Below are 14,287 nucleotides of genomic sequence, written 5' to 3'. Positions count from 1 at the left end.
GGCATGTCCGGTTCGCCGAGAAGCAGTGAACGCCGTTCAACCCGGAAGTGAGGTCGCCCGCAAGACGTCTCTGAAAACGCCGTACTGCACTTGAAAGGCTCGGGGGCTGTAATCCTGGTAGTATCCCGCTGTCACCGCGACAATCAGATCGAGTTCCTGGACGATACGGATCGACTGCCCACCTCGACCTAACGCGCCGACCCAATGGATGTCACGCCCATTGAGTCGGGAGCGACCGAGCCACCACAAGTATCCATACAACTGGTTGTCGGTGGCCTTAAGGTTCGGTGCCGTCGATGTTTCGATCCATGCCTTCGAAACGATCTGGCGGTCCTTCCAGCGACCGCCCGCGAGAATGAGCTGGCCGATCTTCGCCATGTCGCGCGGTCGTAGACGCAAGCCGCCTCCGGCATCGGTGTCGCCTCTGACCCTCATCCACTCTGCGTTGGTGATGCCCAAGGGTTCGAACAACGCGGCGTGCGCAAATTCGTCGAGGGGGCGTCCTGTCACCTTACGGATAATGGCCGATACCAGCCTGAGCGCGCCGGTGTTGTAGAAGAATTCCTGTCCGGCCGGGGCGGTAATCGGAAGACCGAGCACGTAACGGCACGGATCCCATGCCATATGCATGCGCGCCTCGTCGTTGTTGTAGTCTCCGGTGGCCGGAGTCGCTTCCACCCACTCCAGACCCATCGACATGCCGAGCACGTGCAATAGCTGGATGCGATCCTTTTCCGGGGTACGCAAGTCGGACAATTCGGGGAAGAAGCTGAAGATCGGTTCGTTGACGCCGCGTATGAGCCCCCGATCGATCGCGATCCCGACTGCGAGGGACGCGACGCTCTTCGAAACCGATTTCAAGTTGTGCAGTGTAGCGGCATCGAAAGTGACGTTTTCTACCCGGTGACCGTAAAAGCGTCCGGGAATCTCATCGTCACCTCTGAAGTAGCGCTCGAACACCAGCCTGCCGCCGTGTGCGACCAGAACGGCGTGCACATTGGTGTTGGCCGCGAGTCGATCAGCCATCCGGCAGAGTGCATCGCGGTCGATGAGCTTGTCCTCCGTCACGGAGGCAACTGGCCAGCCGTCGTCTTGCGCGACCGGGATACCGCAGCCGTCGGATAGGCCGCCGTACACACGTCGTGCGGTGAGTGGCGCCAGCGCAGCTCCGCCGAGAAGGGACATAAACTGGCGCCGTCTCATTCCAAATTCTCGCTCGCCTTCTGTCGCCTCGTCGTAGCAGCGGGTCGCTCCTGCACGCTGGGCGCTAAATCTCCAGCTCGGTGCCGAACTCCACTACCTGCTTGGTCGGCACGCCGAAGAACGCGGCCGAGCGTTCGGCATTGCGCTGGAGGAAAGCGAATACGCTTTCGCGCCAGACCCACATGCCCGGCACGTCCTCGCGCGGGATGATGGTCTCGCGGCCGACATAGTAGGTGACGTCGGAGAGATCGATGCCGGGCAGCTTGCCGAGGCGCCCGACGAACCCCAATCCCTCATAGATCGTCGGGTTCTGCATGAAGCCGTAATGCAGGATCACGCGGGTGATGCCGGGAATGATCTCGATCACCTCGGCCCGTTCTGCGTCGGGAATGTGCGGGGATTCCTCGATCAGCACGGTGACGAGCAGCACGCGTTCGTGCAGCACGCGGTTGTGCTTGACGAACTGGGTCAGCGCCAGCGGCACGCCGCGCGGCGCGGAGGCGAGGAACACGGCAATCCCCGGCAGCCTGGCGCGGCATTTGTTGACCGCGGTCTCGATCAGGTCTTCTTCCGGCTGGCGCAGCTTCGCCCGCGCCGCCTCGACCAGCTTCACGCCGGCGCGCCAGGTCAGCATCAGGAAGGCGACGAGGCCGGCGAGCAGCAGCGGAAACCAGCCGCCCTCGAACAGCTTGATCGAATTGGCGGAGAAGAAGATCACGTCGATCACGAAGAAGGTGCCGTTCACGGCCACCACGAGCCAGGGCGAATATCCCCATTGGATCGCCACCAGGGCCGCGAGCAACGTGGTGATTGCCATCAGCAGCGACACCGCGATGCCGTAGGCGCCGGCGAGCGCGTCCGACGTGCCGAAGCTCAGGACCGCTCCCAACGTTGCGGCGGCCAGCAGCCAGTTCACCAGCGGCACGTAGATCTGGCCGATCGCAGCGCTGGTGGTGTGGCGGATCAGCATGCGCGGCAGGAAGCCGAGCTGGATCGACTGCTGGGTCAGCGAGAACACACCGGAGATGATCGCCTGTGAGGCGATCACGGTCGCAACCGCGGAGAAGGCGACGAGCGGATAGTGCAGGGCGTCGGGGCAGAGCTGGAAGAACGGATTCTCGATCATGGCAGGATCGGTGATCAGGAGCGCGGCCTGACCGAAATAGTTCAGCACCAGCGCGGGCAGGCAGACCGCGAACCAGGCGAGCCGGATCGGCAAGCGGCCGAAATGCCCCATGTCGGCATACATGGCTTCGCCCCCGGTCACGGCGAGGAAAGCGGCGCCGAGGATTCCGAAGGAGATACGGAAATCCTGGTGGATCAGGAAGTCGACGGCATAGAGCGGGCTTAGCGCCGCCAGCACCGCGGGCGCCTTGACAATGCCGTGGATGCCAAGCGCGGCAAGCACGACGAACCAGGCCAGCATCACCGGGCCGAAGATGCGGCCGATGAAGCCGGTGCCCTGCTTTTGAATCATGAACAGGCCGATCAGGATCGCGATGGTGACGGGCACGACGACGGGCGCAAGCGAGGGGGCGTCGACCTTGAGGCCCTCGATGGCGCTGAGCACGGAGATCGCGGGGGTGATCGCGCCGTCGCCATAGAGCAGGGCGGCGCCGACGAGGCCGACGACCAGCAGATGCGCCCGCCAGGTGCCAGGCTGGGCATTGCGGGCGTGCAGCAGCGCCAGCAGCGCGACGATGCCGCCTTCGCCGCGATTGTCCGCGCGCAGGATCAACAACGCATATTTGAGCGAGATGATGAGCAGCAGCGCCCAGAGAATCAGCGAGGCAACCCCCAGGACAGCATCGTGGCTTAACGTGCCGCCATGGGCAGCCGCCTTGGCGGCTTCCTTCAGGGCGTAGAGGGGACTGGTGCCGATATCGCCATAGACCACCCCAAGGGCGCCCATGGTCATGGCAAGCGGCAGCGGATCGGGATGATGGCCGGAAGCGACTGCGGGCGTACTAGACAATGGCGACCCCCGATGGGAATCGCGCCCGACGGATCATTCCGGCGAGCGCGAGCATCACGCAGTCTGCGACGAGACGTCGCAAATATCCATGGGGTTTGTATTGGGTCTAGCCGGCTAGCGCATGACCCCGAAAAGTGCCCAGCGGTTTTTCGAAAAGATCATGCTCAAACAACAACCTAAAGCGCGATGACGATTCATCCTGATCTCATCGCGCTGTGGCTGACGTGAAACTGACAGGTCCGACTAAGGGGTCCGATCGGCAGTCACGAGGCGTGCCTCGCGGACATTGGCCTTGGTGCCGGCGCGGCGCAGGCACGAGGCTTCGAAGTTGGGCCAGGCCTGCTGCGAGCAGTCCTTGCCGATGCTGCGGATGTCGAGCCGGTCGCTCTTGGCCAGCGGCTGCGGCACGCTGGCCTCGACGGTCGGGGCGAAGCCGGGCAGCAGGGTGAGGGCGGCAGCAGCACATGCAGAGATGGCGATCGCCGAAAGAGCCTTGATCATTGACAGTCCCCTGTGATGCGGCCGCTGCGCCTTGTGTGCGGCCCGTCATTCGTTGGCTGGATTAGTAACCATGGCCAGTTTCCAGACGTCTTCGCCGGAGCGGGAAATGGTTTCGTGGATGCGCCCTTTGTTTCGTGGCCGCCCCCAGGACGAAACAATTCGAGGGATTCCGACATGGTTTGCGGAAAAAACCGGCAGGGAACCCGCCCGACTTGCCGGCCCGGGCCGGGCGCGGTAGGAGGAGCCATGCCGCGCATCGCCTTCTATCCCGGTTCCTTCGACCCCATCACCAACGGCCATCTGGACGTGGTCCGGCACAGCGTCTCGCTGTGCGACAGGCTGGTTGTCGCAATTGGAGTCCACCCCGGCAAGAAGCCGCTGTTCTCCACCGAGGAGCGGCTGAAGATGCTGCACGACGTCTGCGGGCCGGTGGCGGCCCAGGCCGGCTGCGTGCTCGAAGCCGTCACCTTTGACGATCTGTCGGTTACTTCGGCGCGCAAGCACGGCGCGACCATCATGATCCGGGGCCTGCGCGACGGCAGCGACCTCGATTACGAGATGCAGCTTGCCGGCATGAACGAGGCCATGGCGCCGGAGGTGCATACGGTGTTCCTGCCGGCCTCCCCCATGGTTCGCCCGATCACCGCCACTTTGGTGCGCCAGATCGCCGGCATGGGCGGAGACGTTTCGGCCTTCGTCCCGCCGCTCGTTGCGGCACAGCTCAAGGCAAAATTCGCCTGATAACGGCGCGCTTCTTCCTCATCTGATCCGGAGTTGTCATGATCCGAATTCTCGCAGTTCTTGCCGCGCTCGTGTTCGCGGCGCCGGCGGTGGCGCAGCAATTGCCGGCGAACCTCGACAAGGCCAACGCCATCGTCATCGACAGCACCAAGGGCCGCATCGTCATCAAGCTCAGGACCGACATCGCGCCCCAGCATGCCGAGCGCATCAAGCAGCTCGCACGTGAAGGCTTCTACAACAATGTGCCGTTTCATCGCGTGATGGACGGCTTCATGGCGCAGACCGGCGACGGCCAGAATGGCAACGGCACCGGCGGCTCGAAATATCCGAACCTGAAGCAGGAATTCTCCAAGGTGCATTTTGCGCGCGGGATCGTCGGGATGGCGCGGCGCGGTGACAGCGTCGACAGCGCCAACTCGCAGTTCTTCATCATGTTCGCCGACGGCGGCAGCCTTGATAACCAGTACACGGTGATCGGCGAGGTCGTGCAGGGCATGGAGGTCGTGGACAAGCTGAAGAAGGCACCGCCCGGCTCGGCCGGCGGCACCGTCACCGATCCCGACAAGATGGTGAAGGTGCAGGTCGCATCCGACATCAAATAGGAGAGGCCGATGGCGCGCCGCGGTGGCAAGCTCCTGCTGGTTGCCGCGATGCTGCTGCTCGGCATCCCCGGAGCGGCCGCCGCGGATGCGCAGGTCAACACCATTCAGGACATTTTCCGGCATCTGCGCACCTGCTGGAAGCCGCCGCCGCCGGCCAAGGCGCGCCCACTCGACATCACCGTCGTCGTGAGCTTTAACCGGGCCGGAAACATTCTGGGCCATCCGAGGATTACCTATGAATCCGCGGAGGCCTCCGACGATGACCGGCTGCAATACCGGATCGCGGTAATGGAGGCGTTGCAACGCTGCACGCCGATGCCATTTACCGAGGCAATGGCCGGCGCCGCTGCGGGGCGTCCATTCGCAATTCAGTTCCGCAGCCGGAAGACTTCACCCCCAACGCAAGAGAGACGAGCATGAGCGTCACCGAAAACACCCTGATCCTCGAGACCACGCAGGGCCCCGTCACCATCGAGATGCGGCCTGATCTGGCGCCCGGCCATGTCGCGCGCATCAAGGAGCTGGTCCGCGAGGGCTTTTACGACGGCATCGTGTTCCATCGCGTGATCGACGGCTTCATGGCGCAGACCGGCTGCCCGCAGGGCACCGGCACCGGGGGCTCCGGCAAGAAGCTGAAGGCCGAGTTCAACAAGGAGCCGCATGTGCGCGGCACCGCCTCGATGGCCCGCGCCGCCAATCCCGATTCCGGCGACAGCCAGTTCTTCATCTGCTTCGACGACGCCCGCTTCCTCGATAACCAGTACACGGTGTGGGGCAAAGTCACCGAGGGCATGGAGAACGTCGACAAAATCAAGCGCGGCGAGCCGGTGCAGAACCCCGACAAGATCGTCAAGGCGCGGATGGCTGCGGACAAGGAATAAGTGCTTGATCCTTATCCCGAGGAGCGCGGAACGCGCGTCTCGAAGGATGAAGGCCGCTGCTGCAGTTTGGCCTTCATGGTTCGAGACGGCGCTACGCGCCTCCTCACCATGAGGGTCTGACTGTGCGGCGCTGAACTCGATATGCGCACCGATCTCTTCGATTTCGACCTGCCGCCCGAGCGTATCGCGTTGCGTCCGGCGAGCCCGCGCGACTCCGCGAAGATGCTGGTCGTCGAGAATGGCGCGTTGCGCGACCAGATCATTTCCGACCTGCCGCAATCGCTGAAGCCGGGCGATCAGCTTGTCGTCAACGACACCAAGGTGATCGCGGCGCAGCTCAAGGGCCGCCGCATCGGCCGCGAGACCGAGCCGAAGATCGAGGCGACACTGATCAAGCGTCTCGACGGCTCGCGCTGGCAGGCGCTGGTCAAGCCGGCGAAGAAGCTCACAGCCGGCGACCGCATCCGCTTCGGCAATGAAGGCAAGGTCTGCCTGCTCGGCCATCTCGACGCCGAGGTCGAGGTCAAGGGCAATGAAGGCGAGGTGACGCTGTCGTTCTCGTTTCACGGGCCCACGCTCGACCAGGCCATCGCCGATCTCGGCAGCCCGCCGCTGCCGCCCTATATCGCCTCCAAGCGTACGCCTGATGACCAGGATCTCGCCGACTACCAGACCATGTTCGCGGCGAACGAAGGCGCCGTCGCCGCGCCGACCGCCGGGCTGCATTTCACCCCCGCGCTGGAGCAGGCGCTCCGCGAGCGCGGCGTCGGCATCAACCGCGTGACGCTGCATGTCGGGGCAGGGACGTTCCTTCCGGTCAAGGTGGACGATACCGAGAGCCACAAGATGCATGCCGAGTGGGGGACGATCTCGGCCGAGACGGCGGAGCGGCTCAACACCGCGCGCAAGAACGGTGGCCGCATCATCGCCGTCGGCACCACGTCGTTGCGCCTGCTCGAGAGCGCGGCAAGCGAGGACGGCACCATTCAGCCGTTCGCGGCGGAGACCTCGATCTTCATCACCCCCGGCTATCGCTTCCGCGCGGTCGATATTTTGTTGACCAATTTCCACCTGCCGAAGTCGACGCTGTTCATGCTGGTGGCAGCGTTCTCGGGTCTGGAGACGATGAAGCGAGCCTATGCGCACGCCATCGGGAGCGGCTACCGGTTCTATTCGTATGGCGATGCGTGTTTGCTGTTCCGGGCAGAGCCGTAAGGCGGATGAGCGAAGCGAAATCCGGAATTCCTGCCTTGCGGCTTCCCGCATTTCGCTGCGCTCATGCGGCTACAACACCGCCGTTGGATGGGCAAAGGCGCAGAGCGCCGTGCCCACCCTCCATCTGCATAGTTGAGGTCGATTGGTGGGCACGCTTCGCTTTGCCCGCCCTACGAGACCGCTACGCCATCGCCCGCTGCGGCAAGAGCTCCGCGATCTGTACCGCATTCAATGCCGCGCCCTTGAGCAGCTGATCGGCCGCGACGAACACCGAGATCGAATGTCCTGTGGGGTCGCTGAGGTCCTTGCGGATGCGGCCGACCAGGACGTCGTCCTGGCCCGAGGCGTCGATCGGCATCGGGAAGTAGTTCTTGGCGCGGTCGTCGACCACTTTGACGCCGGGCGCCTGCGCCATGATAGCGCGGACCTGGTCCTCGGTGATCGGCTTCTCGCATTCGAAGGTGATGGCTTCGCAATGGGCGCGCAGCACCGGCACGCGCACGCAGGTAACGCCGACGGCAATGGTCTCATCCTCGAAGATCTTGCGGGTCTCCTTGATGACCTTGGTCTCTTCATCATTGTAGCCGGTCTCAGGATCGACCGCGGTGTTGTGGTTGAAGAGATTGAAGGCGTAGGTGTGCGGCATCACCTTTGGCGTATAGGCCTGGCCGTTGAGATTGGCGCGGGTGGATTCGACGAGCTCCTCCATCGCCGCGGCGCCGGCGCCGGAAGCCGCCTGATAGGTCGATATGATCACGCGCTTGATGCGGTTCTTCTGGTGGATCGGCCAGAGCGGCACCAGCGCTGTGATCGCGGCGCAGTTCGGGTTGGCAATGATGCCCTTGTGATCACGAATGCGGCTTGCGTTGATCTCGGGGATCACCAGCGGCACGTTCGGGTCCATGCGGAAGGCGGAGGAATTGTCGACCACGACCGCGCCGGCCTTGACCGCGATCGGCGCGAACTTCTTGGAGATGCTGCCGCCGGCGGAAAACAGGGCGATGTCGACGCCGTCAAAAGCGCGCTCGGTCAATTCCTCGATGACGACCTGTTGTCCGCGGAACGACACTGTCTTGCCGGCCGAGCGGGCGCTCGCCAGCGCCTTGAGCTTGCCGACGCGAAAGCCGCGCTTGTCCATGGTGGCGATGAATTCGGCGCCCACCGCACCGGTGACGCCGACAATCGCGACGACGGGATCGTTACTCACTTTGTCCTCCATTGCGTTTGAGAATTTAGGCAACAAAAAAGCCCCGGACCATCGAGGTTGGGGCTTTGGTAGAGCTGATGCGTTTAAGTCGACGACCTACGCGCGCACGCCTCCCCGGGCCCCTGGGGCCGTGGTGGTTTTGGTCGTGCGTTTGGTGGTCGCGAACATGGCGGCGACTTATGCGGGAGAGTCTTGCAGCCGTCAATGGCTTTCCGCCCCGGTCGATGCCGGGGCCGGGCCCGCCGCTATTTGGCCCGCGCGCCCGGCGGCTCCAGGATGACCTCCTTGAGGTCGTCGCCGCTAATCACGACAATCGCAAAATTGAGACGGCCGCGTTCGCGCACCAGCCCGCCGCTGATTGCCCTGCCTGAGGCCGCGCGTTCGGCGACGCGCACGGCATCGGCGAGGCGGTGCCTGATCGCGCCGAGCGCTGCGAGGTTGTCGCGGTCCTCATGGTCGAGCTCGGCGAGGGGCAGGGCGGCTTCCCCGCCGACGAGCTCTCCGGTCGACGCATTAATGGTGTGGCGCCAGATCCGGTCATTGTGCAGGGTCTTCACCCGGTAGACCGGGGCGCCGGAGCCTCCGTCGAAACTCACATCCGCCGTTGTGGCGCCGGCGTGTCGGCCTTCTGCGATCGCCATGGCCTGGCTGATCGAGATCGACGAGCTGCGGAAGCGCTCGATCTCGCGGCTGACCGCCTGGCGGTCCGCTTCGGCAGCACCATCTGTGTCGCTGTGAAGCGCGGTCGGCGTGCCTGCGGTCATGATCGCCTGTGCCGGTGCGGCGAGGAGCAGCGCGGGCAAGGCGATCGCAAGCAGTTGCGAAGTCCATCGTTTGGCTGTCGTCATGCTCGAAACCCTCGGCCAGCGAGTGTGCCGGATGATCGTAAAGAATTCGCGGCCGACCTTGGGCACCGGTCGGCCGCGGAGCGCCGCATCGGGCTGTACCCGGCGCGACGATCGAAGCGGTACGGACCTCCTTAGGGCTGGTGAAAAAGCGGTCCGTCTCGCCTTATAACAAAACCATACCGTATCGTTTCATTTGGTCAACGGCCGCGCCGCGGGTTTCCGGGGATTTGATCGCGAGCTCACGGAATTGTCAGCGGGACGGGCGCCGCTGCGTGCTCTTTGCGGCGCTCTGGACGCGGTCGGCGGGTCCCAGCGCGCCGGCCAGGAACAGCTTGATCGCCGCACGCATGCGCTTCTCCGCAGGTTTTAGCTCCAGCGCCGTTCCGAACGTCGCCATGCGGTGGGTGTGCCCGACGACCACGTCGAGAAACACCTCGGCTGCAATGGTGGTGTCTTCGACATCGAGTGCGCCTTGCGCCACCAGGTGATCGAAGAAGCGCGCCGTGGTGTCGACGGCCTTGAGCCAGCCTTCCTCCTTGCCGAGCTTGGCGACGCCAGGGAAGTTGATGGCCTGTGACGTCATCATGCGGCTGAAGGCGACAGCGTCGGGACCGCAGGTGAATGTGAGCATCTCGCGCCCGATCTCGACCAGCCGCTGCTCGACCGAGATATTCGCGGCGCTAGAGAGTCGCGTCTCCGCGGCTGCCGACAGCGGTGCAAGCCATCGTGCGATCTCGCGCCTCAGCACGGCCGCAAACAGCCCTCGTTTGTCGCCGTAGCGGGAATAGACCGTGGGCTTGCTGACCCGGGCCGCTTCCGCGACCGCGTCGAGCGAGGTCGCGTCGAAGCCGCGATCGAGGAACAGGCGGGTGGCGACCTCGATCAGCCGCTGATCGCGCTCGATCGCGGCGGTCTTCGTCGGCCGGCCGCCGCGCGATTTCGGCACCTCGCGCCGTGGCGCAGCCGGTCTGGTCTTGGTCGCAGTCAATCCCATGCCCAATGATTCCTGCGCGGTCGCAATATCAGTCATTCGCTCTATATCGCGCAGCAGCGGGGGCGTCATCGCGAATCTGGCCGATTTGACCGTATCATCAACGGTTTCCCTGTGGCCTCGTTCCGTCATGAGGGATCACGGAAGCGTCGAAGTCCAGGCCTGGCCGGAAGCCGCCTTGTCATATCCGTACTGATACAGCGCCCGCATATAGGCGGTATCGAACCCTTCCGAGGGCGCCGCCGGATAGTCGCGCGCGATGTAGGAGAGATGGAAGCCGAGCCGGTTGCGCTTGGCGAAATCATAGGTGGAGAAGATGATCGAGCGCGTCTGCGACTGGGTGATCGACGACAGGCTGCGCGAGGCGACGTCGATGGTGCTGTTGGAGACGAGCTCGAAATTGCGCTCGATCTTCTTGTTGACGAGGATGTAGATGTCCATCTTCGCGTTGCCCGGCAGGCGGCTGCCTTGGAACAGCAGGGCTTCCGGCAACGTCAGCACCGGCGCCGTCACCCCGCCGTCGACATGCATCTCCTGGAAACGCCGGCCCTGGCCTTCGGCATCGATCATGATCGGCGGAAAAACCAGCGGAATGCTGGCGGAGGCCGCCATCACGTCGCGAAACAGTTTTAGCGCCTCGGCTGTCCCGACCGCGGCGATCTTGCCCATGTCCCAGATCGCGGTCCGCTGGGTGTCGAGATCCGTCGTCACCACCAATAGCTTTCGGCCCTTGGCATTCTCGCGCGCGACTTGCGTCATGATCTCGGGTCCGACATAGCGGGCGACGAGCTCGCGCAGCCGCGTGTTGCCGAACAGGCCGGATCCGAATAGCACCCGCATGATGCTGGGATCGTTCAGGAGGCTCTCGGCGATGCCGCTGGTGTAGACCTCCTTCAGCGTGTCGTCATATTGCGAGCCAAGGAATGCAAACGGCGCGATCAGGCCGCCGGTGCTCACACCCGAGACGACTGAGAACGTGGGACGGGTTCTGGACGCGGTCCAGCCGTTCAGCACGCCGACGCCATAGGCGCCGTCGGCACCGCCTCCGGATAGCGCCAGGTAGGTCTTGGTCGCGGTGCTGTTGTCTTTCTCGAAACTGAATTTCGTAACGGGCTCGTCGGCGTAGCGCCGGAGCCCATCGATGTCGAGCACGCGCGATGTGCTGGCTTCAGCGGCCGTGTAGGGCGTGCGGGGTAGGGACGTGCACGCACCGAGCACCAGGCTGCACGTCAAGACCAGGACTCCGCCCAGGCGGGCGCCTCTCGGCCTTATCCAGCCCTGCGATGGGGCGGACATGTTTGTCAAACTTGAGGGGTAGGGCATCGTCGGTGGCGGGCGATCACACTCATGCGGCCGCCGGCAAATCTGCCGCGGCATTCTCGTCCAGCCTCCACAGTAAAACTATACTGTATCGTTTTGTTTAACAAGAGCAGCGGACCCTCGATATGGCTCCAATGGTGTCTCAGTTGAGCCATCGGCCGGCCGTGGCATGGTTCGGGCGGGTTGATCGATGTCCTCCGACACGCAATAAGCACCGCCATGAATCCCGACAATGATCTTCCCAATCACTTTGAATTGCTCGCTACCGATGGCGCCGCGCGCAGCGGGCGCCTGACCACGCCGCACGGCGTGGTGCGGACGCCGGCCTTCATGCCGGTCGGCACCGCGGGTGCCATGAAGGGCATGCACTGGCGCGAGGTGCGCGACGCCGGCGCCGACATCGTGCTCGGCAACACTTATCATCTGATGCTGCGCCCCGGCGCCGAGCGGATCGCGGCGCTTGGCGGCTTGCAGACCTTCACCGGCTGGAACGGGCCGATGCTGACGGATTCCGGCGGCTTCCAGGTGATGTCGCTGGCGGATCTGCGCAAGGTCAGCGAGCACGCCGTCACCTTCCGCTCGCATATCGACGGTGCCAAGGTCGAGCTGTCGCCGGAGCGCTCGATCGAGGTGCAGCGCTTGCTGGGCTCCGACATCGCCATGCAGATGGACGAATGTGTGCGGCTACCGGCCGAGCGTGATGACATCGAGCGCGCGATGCGCCTGTCGCTCCGTTGGGCCGAGCGCAGCAAGCGGGCCTTCGAGAGCGCGCCCGCCGGTTACATGCTGTTCGGCATCGTGCAGGGCGGCGACGTGCCGCAGCTTCGCCATGCGAGCGCGCAAGGCCTGGTCGAGATCGGCTTCCACGGCTATGCGATCGGCGGCCTTGCCGTCGGCGAGCCGCAGGCGGTGATGCTGGCGATGATTGACGAGACCGCCCCGCTGCTGCCGCAAGAGCGCCCGCGTTACCTCATGGGCGTCGGCACGCCCGACGACATCCTCGAGGCGGTCAAGCGCGGTGTCGACATGTTCGATTGCGTGATGCCGACGCGCAATGGCCGTCACGGCGTCGCCTTCACGCGCTTCGGCCAGGTCAATTTGCGCAACGCGCGCCACGCCGAAGATCCGCGTCCGCTCGATGAGGAGAGCACATGGCCGTCAACGCGCAGCTGCGCCCGCGCCTATCTGCATCATCTCGTCAAGGCAGGCGAGACGCTGGGGGCGATGCTGCTGTCCGAGATCAATGTCGCTTACTATCAAACCCTGATGCAGGGCATCAGGGACGCGGTCGCACACGGCAAGTTCGAGGAGTTCTATCAGCTTACGCGTGAGGACTGGGCGAGGGGCGACATCGCCCCGCGCTAGAGCAACTCCACGATCAGTTGCAAACGAACCGCTGCTTGACGGCGTGCTTGGTGACGAAGCCGTAGCCGCAATTATCGCAGGTCCAGAGATAGCTGATCACGTGGTCCGAGACGTAGGCGGATGCTTCGGCGGCGACCATGGAGTCGGCGCAGACCGGACAGGTGGGCAACTCGCTGCAACGCGGATCGCGGTTGAGCGCGACGGTCGACAACACTTCAGCAATTGCTGACATCGTGGTGACCTCTCCCTGCTTTGAGACTTAAGTCTAACATAAGCAGATGCGCTTGACGAGGTCGCAACACAAATGCGTTGGTTTTCTGATATTGGCAGCTCACGTGATTTTGCGATGCAGCGTATTTAACATGTGCTGCATTGTCGCTTGCGTGTCGCCGCAAGCTGTCCGTAACTGGGCAAGAGCCGCGACAGAAACGCAGATCGTCGCCACAGGGAGTTCATCATGGACGCATCGTCCAACACGGGTGCATCGCACCAGCCCGGTCGCGGCCGGATCTATGACTCGATCGTCGAGGCTTTTGGCGACACGCCGATCGTGCGGTTGCAGCGACTGCCCGGCATGCACGGCGTGAATGCGACCATTTTGGCAAAACTTGAATATTTCAGTCCGGCCGCGAGCGTGAAGGACCGCATCGGTGCGGCCATGATCATCGCCATGGAGAAGGCGGGCATCATCACGCCCGACACCGTGTTGATCGAGCCGACCTCCGGCAATACCGGAATCGCGCTTGCCTTCGTCGCGGCCTCGCGCGGCTACCGGCTCAAGCTGGTGATGCCGGAGTCGATGTCGATCGAGCGGCGCAAGATGCTGGCCTTTCTCGGCGCCGAACTGGTGCTGACTCCGGCAGCCCAGGGCATGAAGGGCGCCATTGCCGCCGCGGAAGAACTGTTGAAGACGACGCCGAACTCGGCGATGCCGCAGCAGTTCAAGAACCTCGCCAATCCCGAGGTGCACCGCCGCACCACGGCGGAGGAGATCTGGCATGACACGGCCGGCCGCATCGATATCTTCGTCGCCGGGGTCGGCACCGGAGGCACCATCACGGGCGTCGGCCAGGTGCTGAAGCCGCGCAAACCATCCTTGCGGGTGGTGGCGGTCGAGCCGGAGGAGAGCCCGGTGCTCTCAGGCGGCCAGCACACCCCGCACAAGATCCAAGGCATCGGCGCCGGCTTCGTCCCCGACATCCTCGATCGCTCCGTAATCGACGAAATCGTCAAGATCAACTCGACGATGGCAATCGAGACCTCCCGCGCGCTGGCGCGGCATGAGGGCATTCCAGGCGGCATCTCCTCGGGCGCCGCGATCGCGGCGGCGCTCCAGATCGGCAAGCGCCCTGAAGCTGCGGGAAAAACCATCCTGGCGGTGGTGCCGTCCTTCTCCGAGCGGTATCTTTCGACGGCTCTGTTTGAGGGAATCTAGAAT

General features: G+C 64.1%; 15 protein-coding genes. 7 read left to right on the top strand and 8 right to left on the bottom strand.

Annotation, left to right across the window (positions count from 1 at the left end; all coding sequences use genetic code 11):
- Positions 1 to 36 precede the first annotated feature (36 nt).
- From IVA98_RS05130 to IVA98_RS05120, 3 genes are all read right to left on the bottom strand, one after another.
- Positions 37 to 1,185 (bottom strand): serine hydrolase domain-containing protein, encoded by a 1,149-nt coding sequence (locus IVA98_RS05130; RefSeq protein ID WP_247354357.1) that lies wholly within the window; start codon positions 1,183 to 1,185, stop codon positions 37 to 39.
- Positions 1,186 to 1,267: 82 nt separating this feature from the next.
- Entirely contained in the window at positions 1,268 to 3,121 is a 1,854-nt protein-coding gene (locus IVA98_RS05125) for a potassium transporter Kup (RefSeq protein ID WP_247354442.1), read from the bottom strand.
- A 300-nt stretch (positions 3,122 to 3,421) separates the two neighbouring features.
- The gene (locus IVA98_RS05120; protein ID WP_247354356.1) at positions 3,422 to 3,679 is read right to left on the bottom strand and encodes a hypothetical protein; all 258 of its coding nucleotides are present in this window, start codon (positions 3,677 to 3,679) and stop codon (positions 3,422 to 3,424) included.
- Positions 3,680 to 3,925: 246 nt separating this feature from the next.
- Here IVA98_RS05120 and coaD point away from each other — a divergent pair, with 246 nt between their 5' ends.
- The 5 genes from coaD to queA all read left to right on the top strand — a co-directional run bounded on the left by coaD (position 3,926) and on the right by queA (position 7,118).
- On the top strand, positions 3,926 to 4,420 hold the full coding sequence (gene coaD, locus IVA98_RS05115) for a pantetheine-phosphate adenylyltransferase (RefSeq protein ID WP_247295205.1): 495 nt from the start codon (positions 3,926 to 3,928) through the stop codon (positions 4,418 to 4,420).
- 38 nt (positions 4,421 to 4,458) lie between these two features.
- The gene (locus IVA98_RS05110; protein ID WP_247354355.1) at positions 4,459 to 5,022 is read left to right on the top strand and encodes a peptidylprolyl isomerase; all 564 of its coding nucleotides are present in this window, start codon (positions 4,459 to 4,461) and stop codon (positions 5,020 to 5,022) included.
- A 9-nt stretch (positions 5,023 to 5,031) separates the two neighbouring features.
- Positions 5,032 to 5,442 carry a UCP034077 family protein gene (locus IVA98_RS05105; protein WP_247354354.1) on the top strand — a complete coding sequence of 137 codons (411 nt, stop codon included), beginning with the start codon at positions 5,032 to 5,034 and terminating at the stop codon, positions 5,440 to 5,442.
- Positions 5,439 to 5,903, top strand: a complete 465-nt coding sequence (locus tag IVA98_RS05100) for a peptidylprolyl isomerase (protein WP_008563933.1) — start codon at positions 5,439 to 5,441, stop codon at positions 5,901 to 5,903. The genes IVA98_RS05105 and IVA98_RS05100 overlap by 4 nt, the downstream gene beginning before the upstream one ends.
- A 141-nt stretch (positions 5,904 to 6,044) precedes the next feature.
- The gene (queA, locus tag IVA98_RS05095) at positions 6,045 to 7,118 is read left to right on the top strand and encodes a tRNA preQ1(34) S-adenosylmethionine ribosyltransferase-isomerase QueA (protein WP_247354353.1); all 1,074 of its coding nucleotides are present in this window, start codon (positions 6,045 to 6,047) and stop codon (positions 7,116 to 7,118) included.
- A gap of 181 nt (positions 7,119 to 7,299) precedes the next feature.
- Here queA and IVA98_RS05090 read toward each other — a convergent pair whose 3' ends face one another.
- The 4 genes from IVA98_RS05090 to IVA98_RS05075 form a co-directional block, all read right to left on the bottom strand.
- Complete coding sequence (locus tag IVA98_RS05090) at positions 7,300 to 8,337, bottom strand: aspartate-semialdehyde dehydrogenase (protein ID WP_247354352.1); 1,038 nt, start codon at positions 8,335 to 8,337, stop codon at positions 7,300 to 7,302.
- A gap of 233 nt (positions 8,338 to 8,570) precedes the next feature.
- Complete coding sequence (locus IVA98_RS05085; RefSeq protein WP_247354351.1) at positions 8,571 to 9,173, bottom strand: PepSY domain-containing protein; 603 nt, start codon at positions 9,171 to 9,173, stop codon at positions 8,571 to 8,573.
- Between the two features lie 250 nt (positions 9,174 to 9,423).
- The gene (locus tag IVA98_RS05080; protein ID WP_247354441.1) at positions 9,424 to 10,167 is read right to left on the bottom strand and encodes a TetR/AcrR family transcriptional regulator; all 744 of its coding nucleotides are present in this window, start codon (positions 10,165 to 10,167) and stop codon (positions 9,424 to 9,426) included.
- Positions 10,168 to 10,302: 135 nt separating this feature from the next.
- Complete coding sequence (locus tag IVA98_RS05075; RefSeq protein ID WP_247354350.1) at positions 10,303 to 11,460, bottom strand: patatin-like phospholipase family protein; 1,158 nt, start codon at positions 11,458 to 11,460, stop codon at positions 10,303 to 10,305.
- 243 nt (positions 11,461 to 11,703) lie between these two features.
- Between IVA98_RS05075 and tgt the strand changes: the two genes are divergently transcribed.
- Positions 11,704 to 12,849: a tRNA guanosine(34) transglycosylase Tgt gene (gene tgt / locus IVA98_RS05070; RefSeq protein WP_247354349.1), complete on the top strand. Its 1,146-nt coding sequence runs from the start codon at positions 11,704 to 11,706 to the stop codon at positions 12,847 to 12,849.
- Between the two features lie 13 nt (positions 12,850 to 12,862).
- Here the strand turns inward: tgt and IVA98_RS05065 are convergent, their stop codons facing one another.
- On the bottom strand, positions 12,863 to 13,081 hold the full coding sequence (locus tag IVA98_RS05065; RefSeq protein ID WP_247295185.1) for a hypothetical protein: 219 nt from the start codon (positions 13,079 to 13,081) through the stop codon (positions 12,863 to 12,865).
- 225 nt (positions 13,082 to 13,306) lie between these two features.
- Here IVA98_RS05065 and cysK point away from each other — a divergent pair, with 225 nt between their 5' ends.
- Complete coding sequence (cysK, locus tag IVA98_RS05060) at positions 13,307 to 14,284, top strand: cysteine synthase A (RefSeq protein WP_247354348.1); 978 nt, start codon at positions 13,307 to 13,309, stop codon at positions 14,282 to 14,284.
- Positions 14,285 to 14,287 lie beyond the last annotated feature (3 nt).

The sequence above is a fragment of the Bradyrhizobium sp. 160 genome, from assembly GCF_023073735.1.
GTDB lineage: Bacteria > Pseudomonadota > Alphaproteobacteria > Rhizobiales > Xanthobacteraceae > Bradyrhizobium.
This window is presented reverse-complemented; position numbering and strand designations above follow the sequence as displayed.

What these genes read in the sequence shown, in the direction of transcription:
- IVA98_RS05120 (WP_247354356.1), bottom strand. Translation starts at nt 3,679, where the DNA reads ATGATCAAGGCTCTTTCGGCGATCGCCATCTCTGCATGTGCTGCTGCC.
- IVA98_RS05085 (WP_247354351.1), bottom strand. Translation starts at nt 9,173, where the DNA reads ATGACGACAGCCAAACGATGGACTTCGCAACTGCTTGCGATCGCCTTG.
- IVA98_RS05130 (WP_247354357.1), bottom strand. Translation starts at nt 1,185, where the DNA reads ATGTCCCTTCTCGGCGGAGCTGCGCTGGCGCCACTCACCGCACGACGT.
- IVA98_RS05105 (WP_247354354.1), top strand. Translation starts at nt 5,032, where the DNA reads ATGGCGCGCCGCGGTGGCAAGCTCCTGCTGGTTGCCGCGATGCTGCTG.
- coaD (WP_247295205.1), top strand. Translation starts at nt 3,926, where the DNA reads ATGCCGCGCATCGCCTTCTATCCCGGTTCCTTCGACCCCATCACCAAC.
- queA (WP_247354353.1), top strand. Translation starts at nt 6,045, where the DNA reads ATGCGCACCGATCTCTTCGATTTCGACCTGCCGCCCGAGCGTATCGCG.
- IVA98_RS05065 (WP_247295185.1), bottom strand. Translation starts at nt 13,081, where the DNA reads ATGTCAGCAATTGCTGAAGTGTTGTCGACCGTCGCGCTCAACCGCGAT.
- IVA98_RS05125 (WP_247354442.1), bottom strand. Translation starts at nt 3,121, where the DNA reads ATGACCATGGGCGCCCTTGGGGTGGTCTATGGCGATATCGGCACCAGT.
- IVA98_RS05100 (WP_008563933.1), top strand. Translation starts at nt 5,439, where the DNA reads ATGAGCGTCACCGAAAACACCCTGATCCTCGAGACCACGCAGGGCCCC.
- IVA98_RS05090 (WP_247354352.1), bottom strand. Translation starts at nt 8,337, where the DNA reads ATGGAGGACAAAGTGAGTAACGATCCCGTCGTCGCGATTGTCGGCGTC.
- IVA98_RS05110 (WP_247354355.1), top strand. Translation starts at nt 4,459, where the DNA reads ATGATCCGAATTCTCGCAGTTCTTGCCGCGCTCGTGTTCGCGGCGCCG.
- tgt (WP_247354349.1), top strand. Translation starts at nt 11,704, where the DNA reads ATGAATCCCGACAATGATCTTCCCAATCACTTTGAATTGCTCGCTACC.
- cysK (WP_247354348.1), top strand. Translation starts at nt 13,307, where the DNA reads ATGGACGCATCGTCCAACACGGGTGCATCGCACCAGCCCGGTCGCGGC.
- IVA98_RS05080 (WP_247354441.1), bottom strand. Translation starts at nt 10,167, where the DNA reads ATGGGATTGACTGCGACCAAGACCAGACCGGCTGCGCCACGGCGCGAG.
- IVA98_RS05075 (WP_247354350.1), bottom strand. Translation starts at nt 11,460, where the DNA reads ATGTCCGCCCCATCGCAGGGCTGGATAAGGCCGAGAGGCGCCCGCCTG.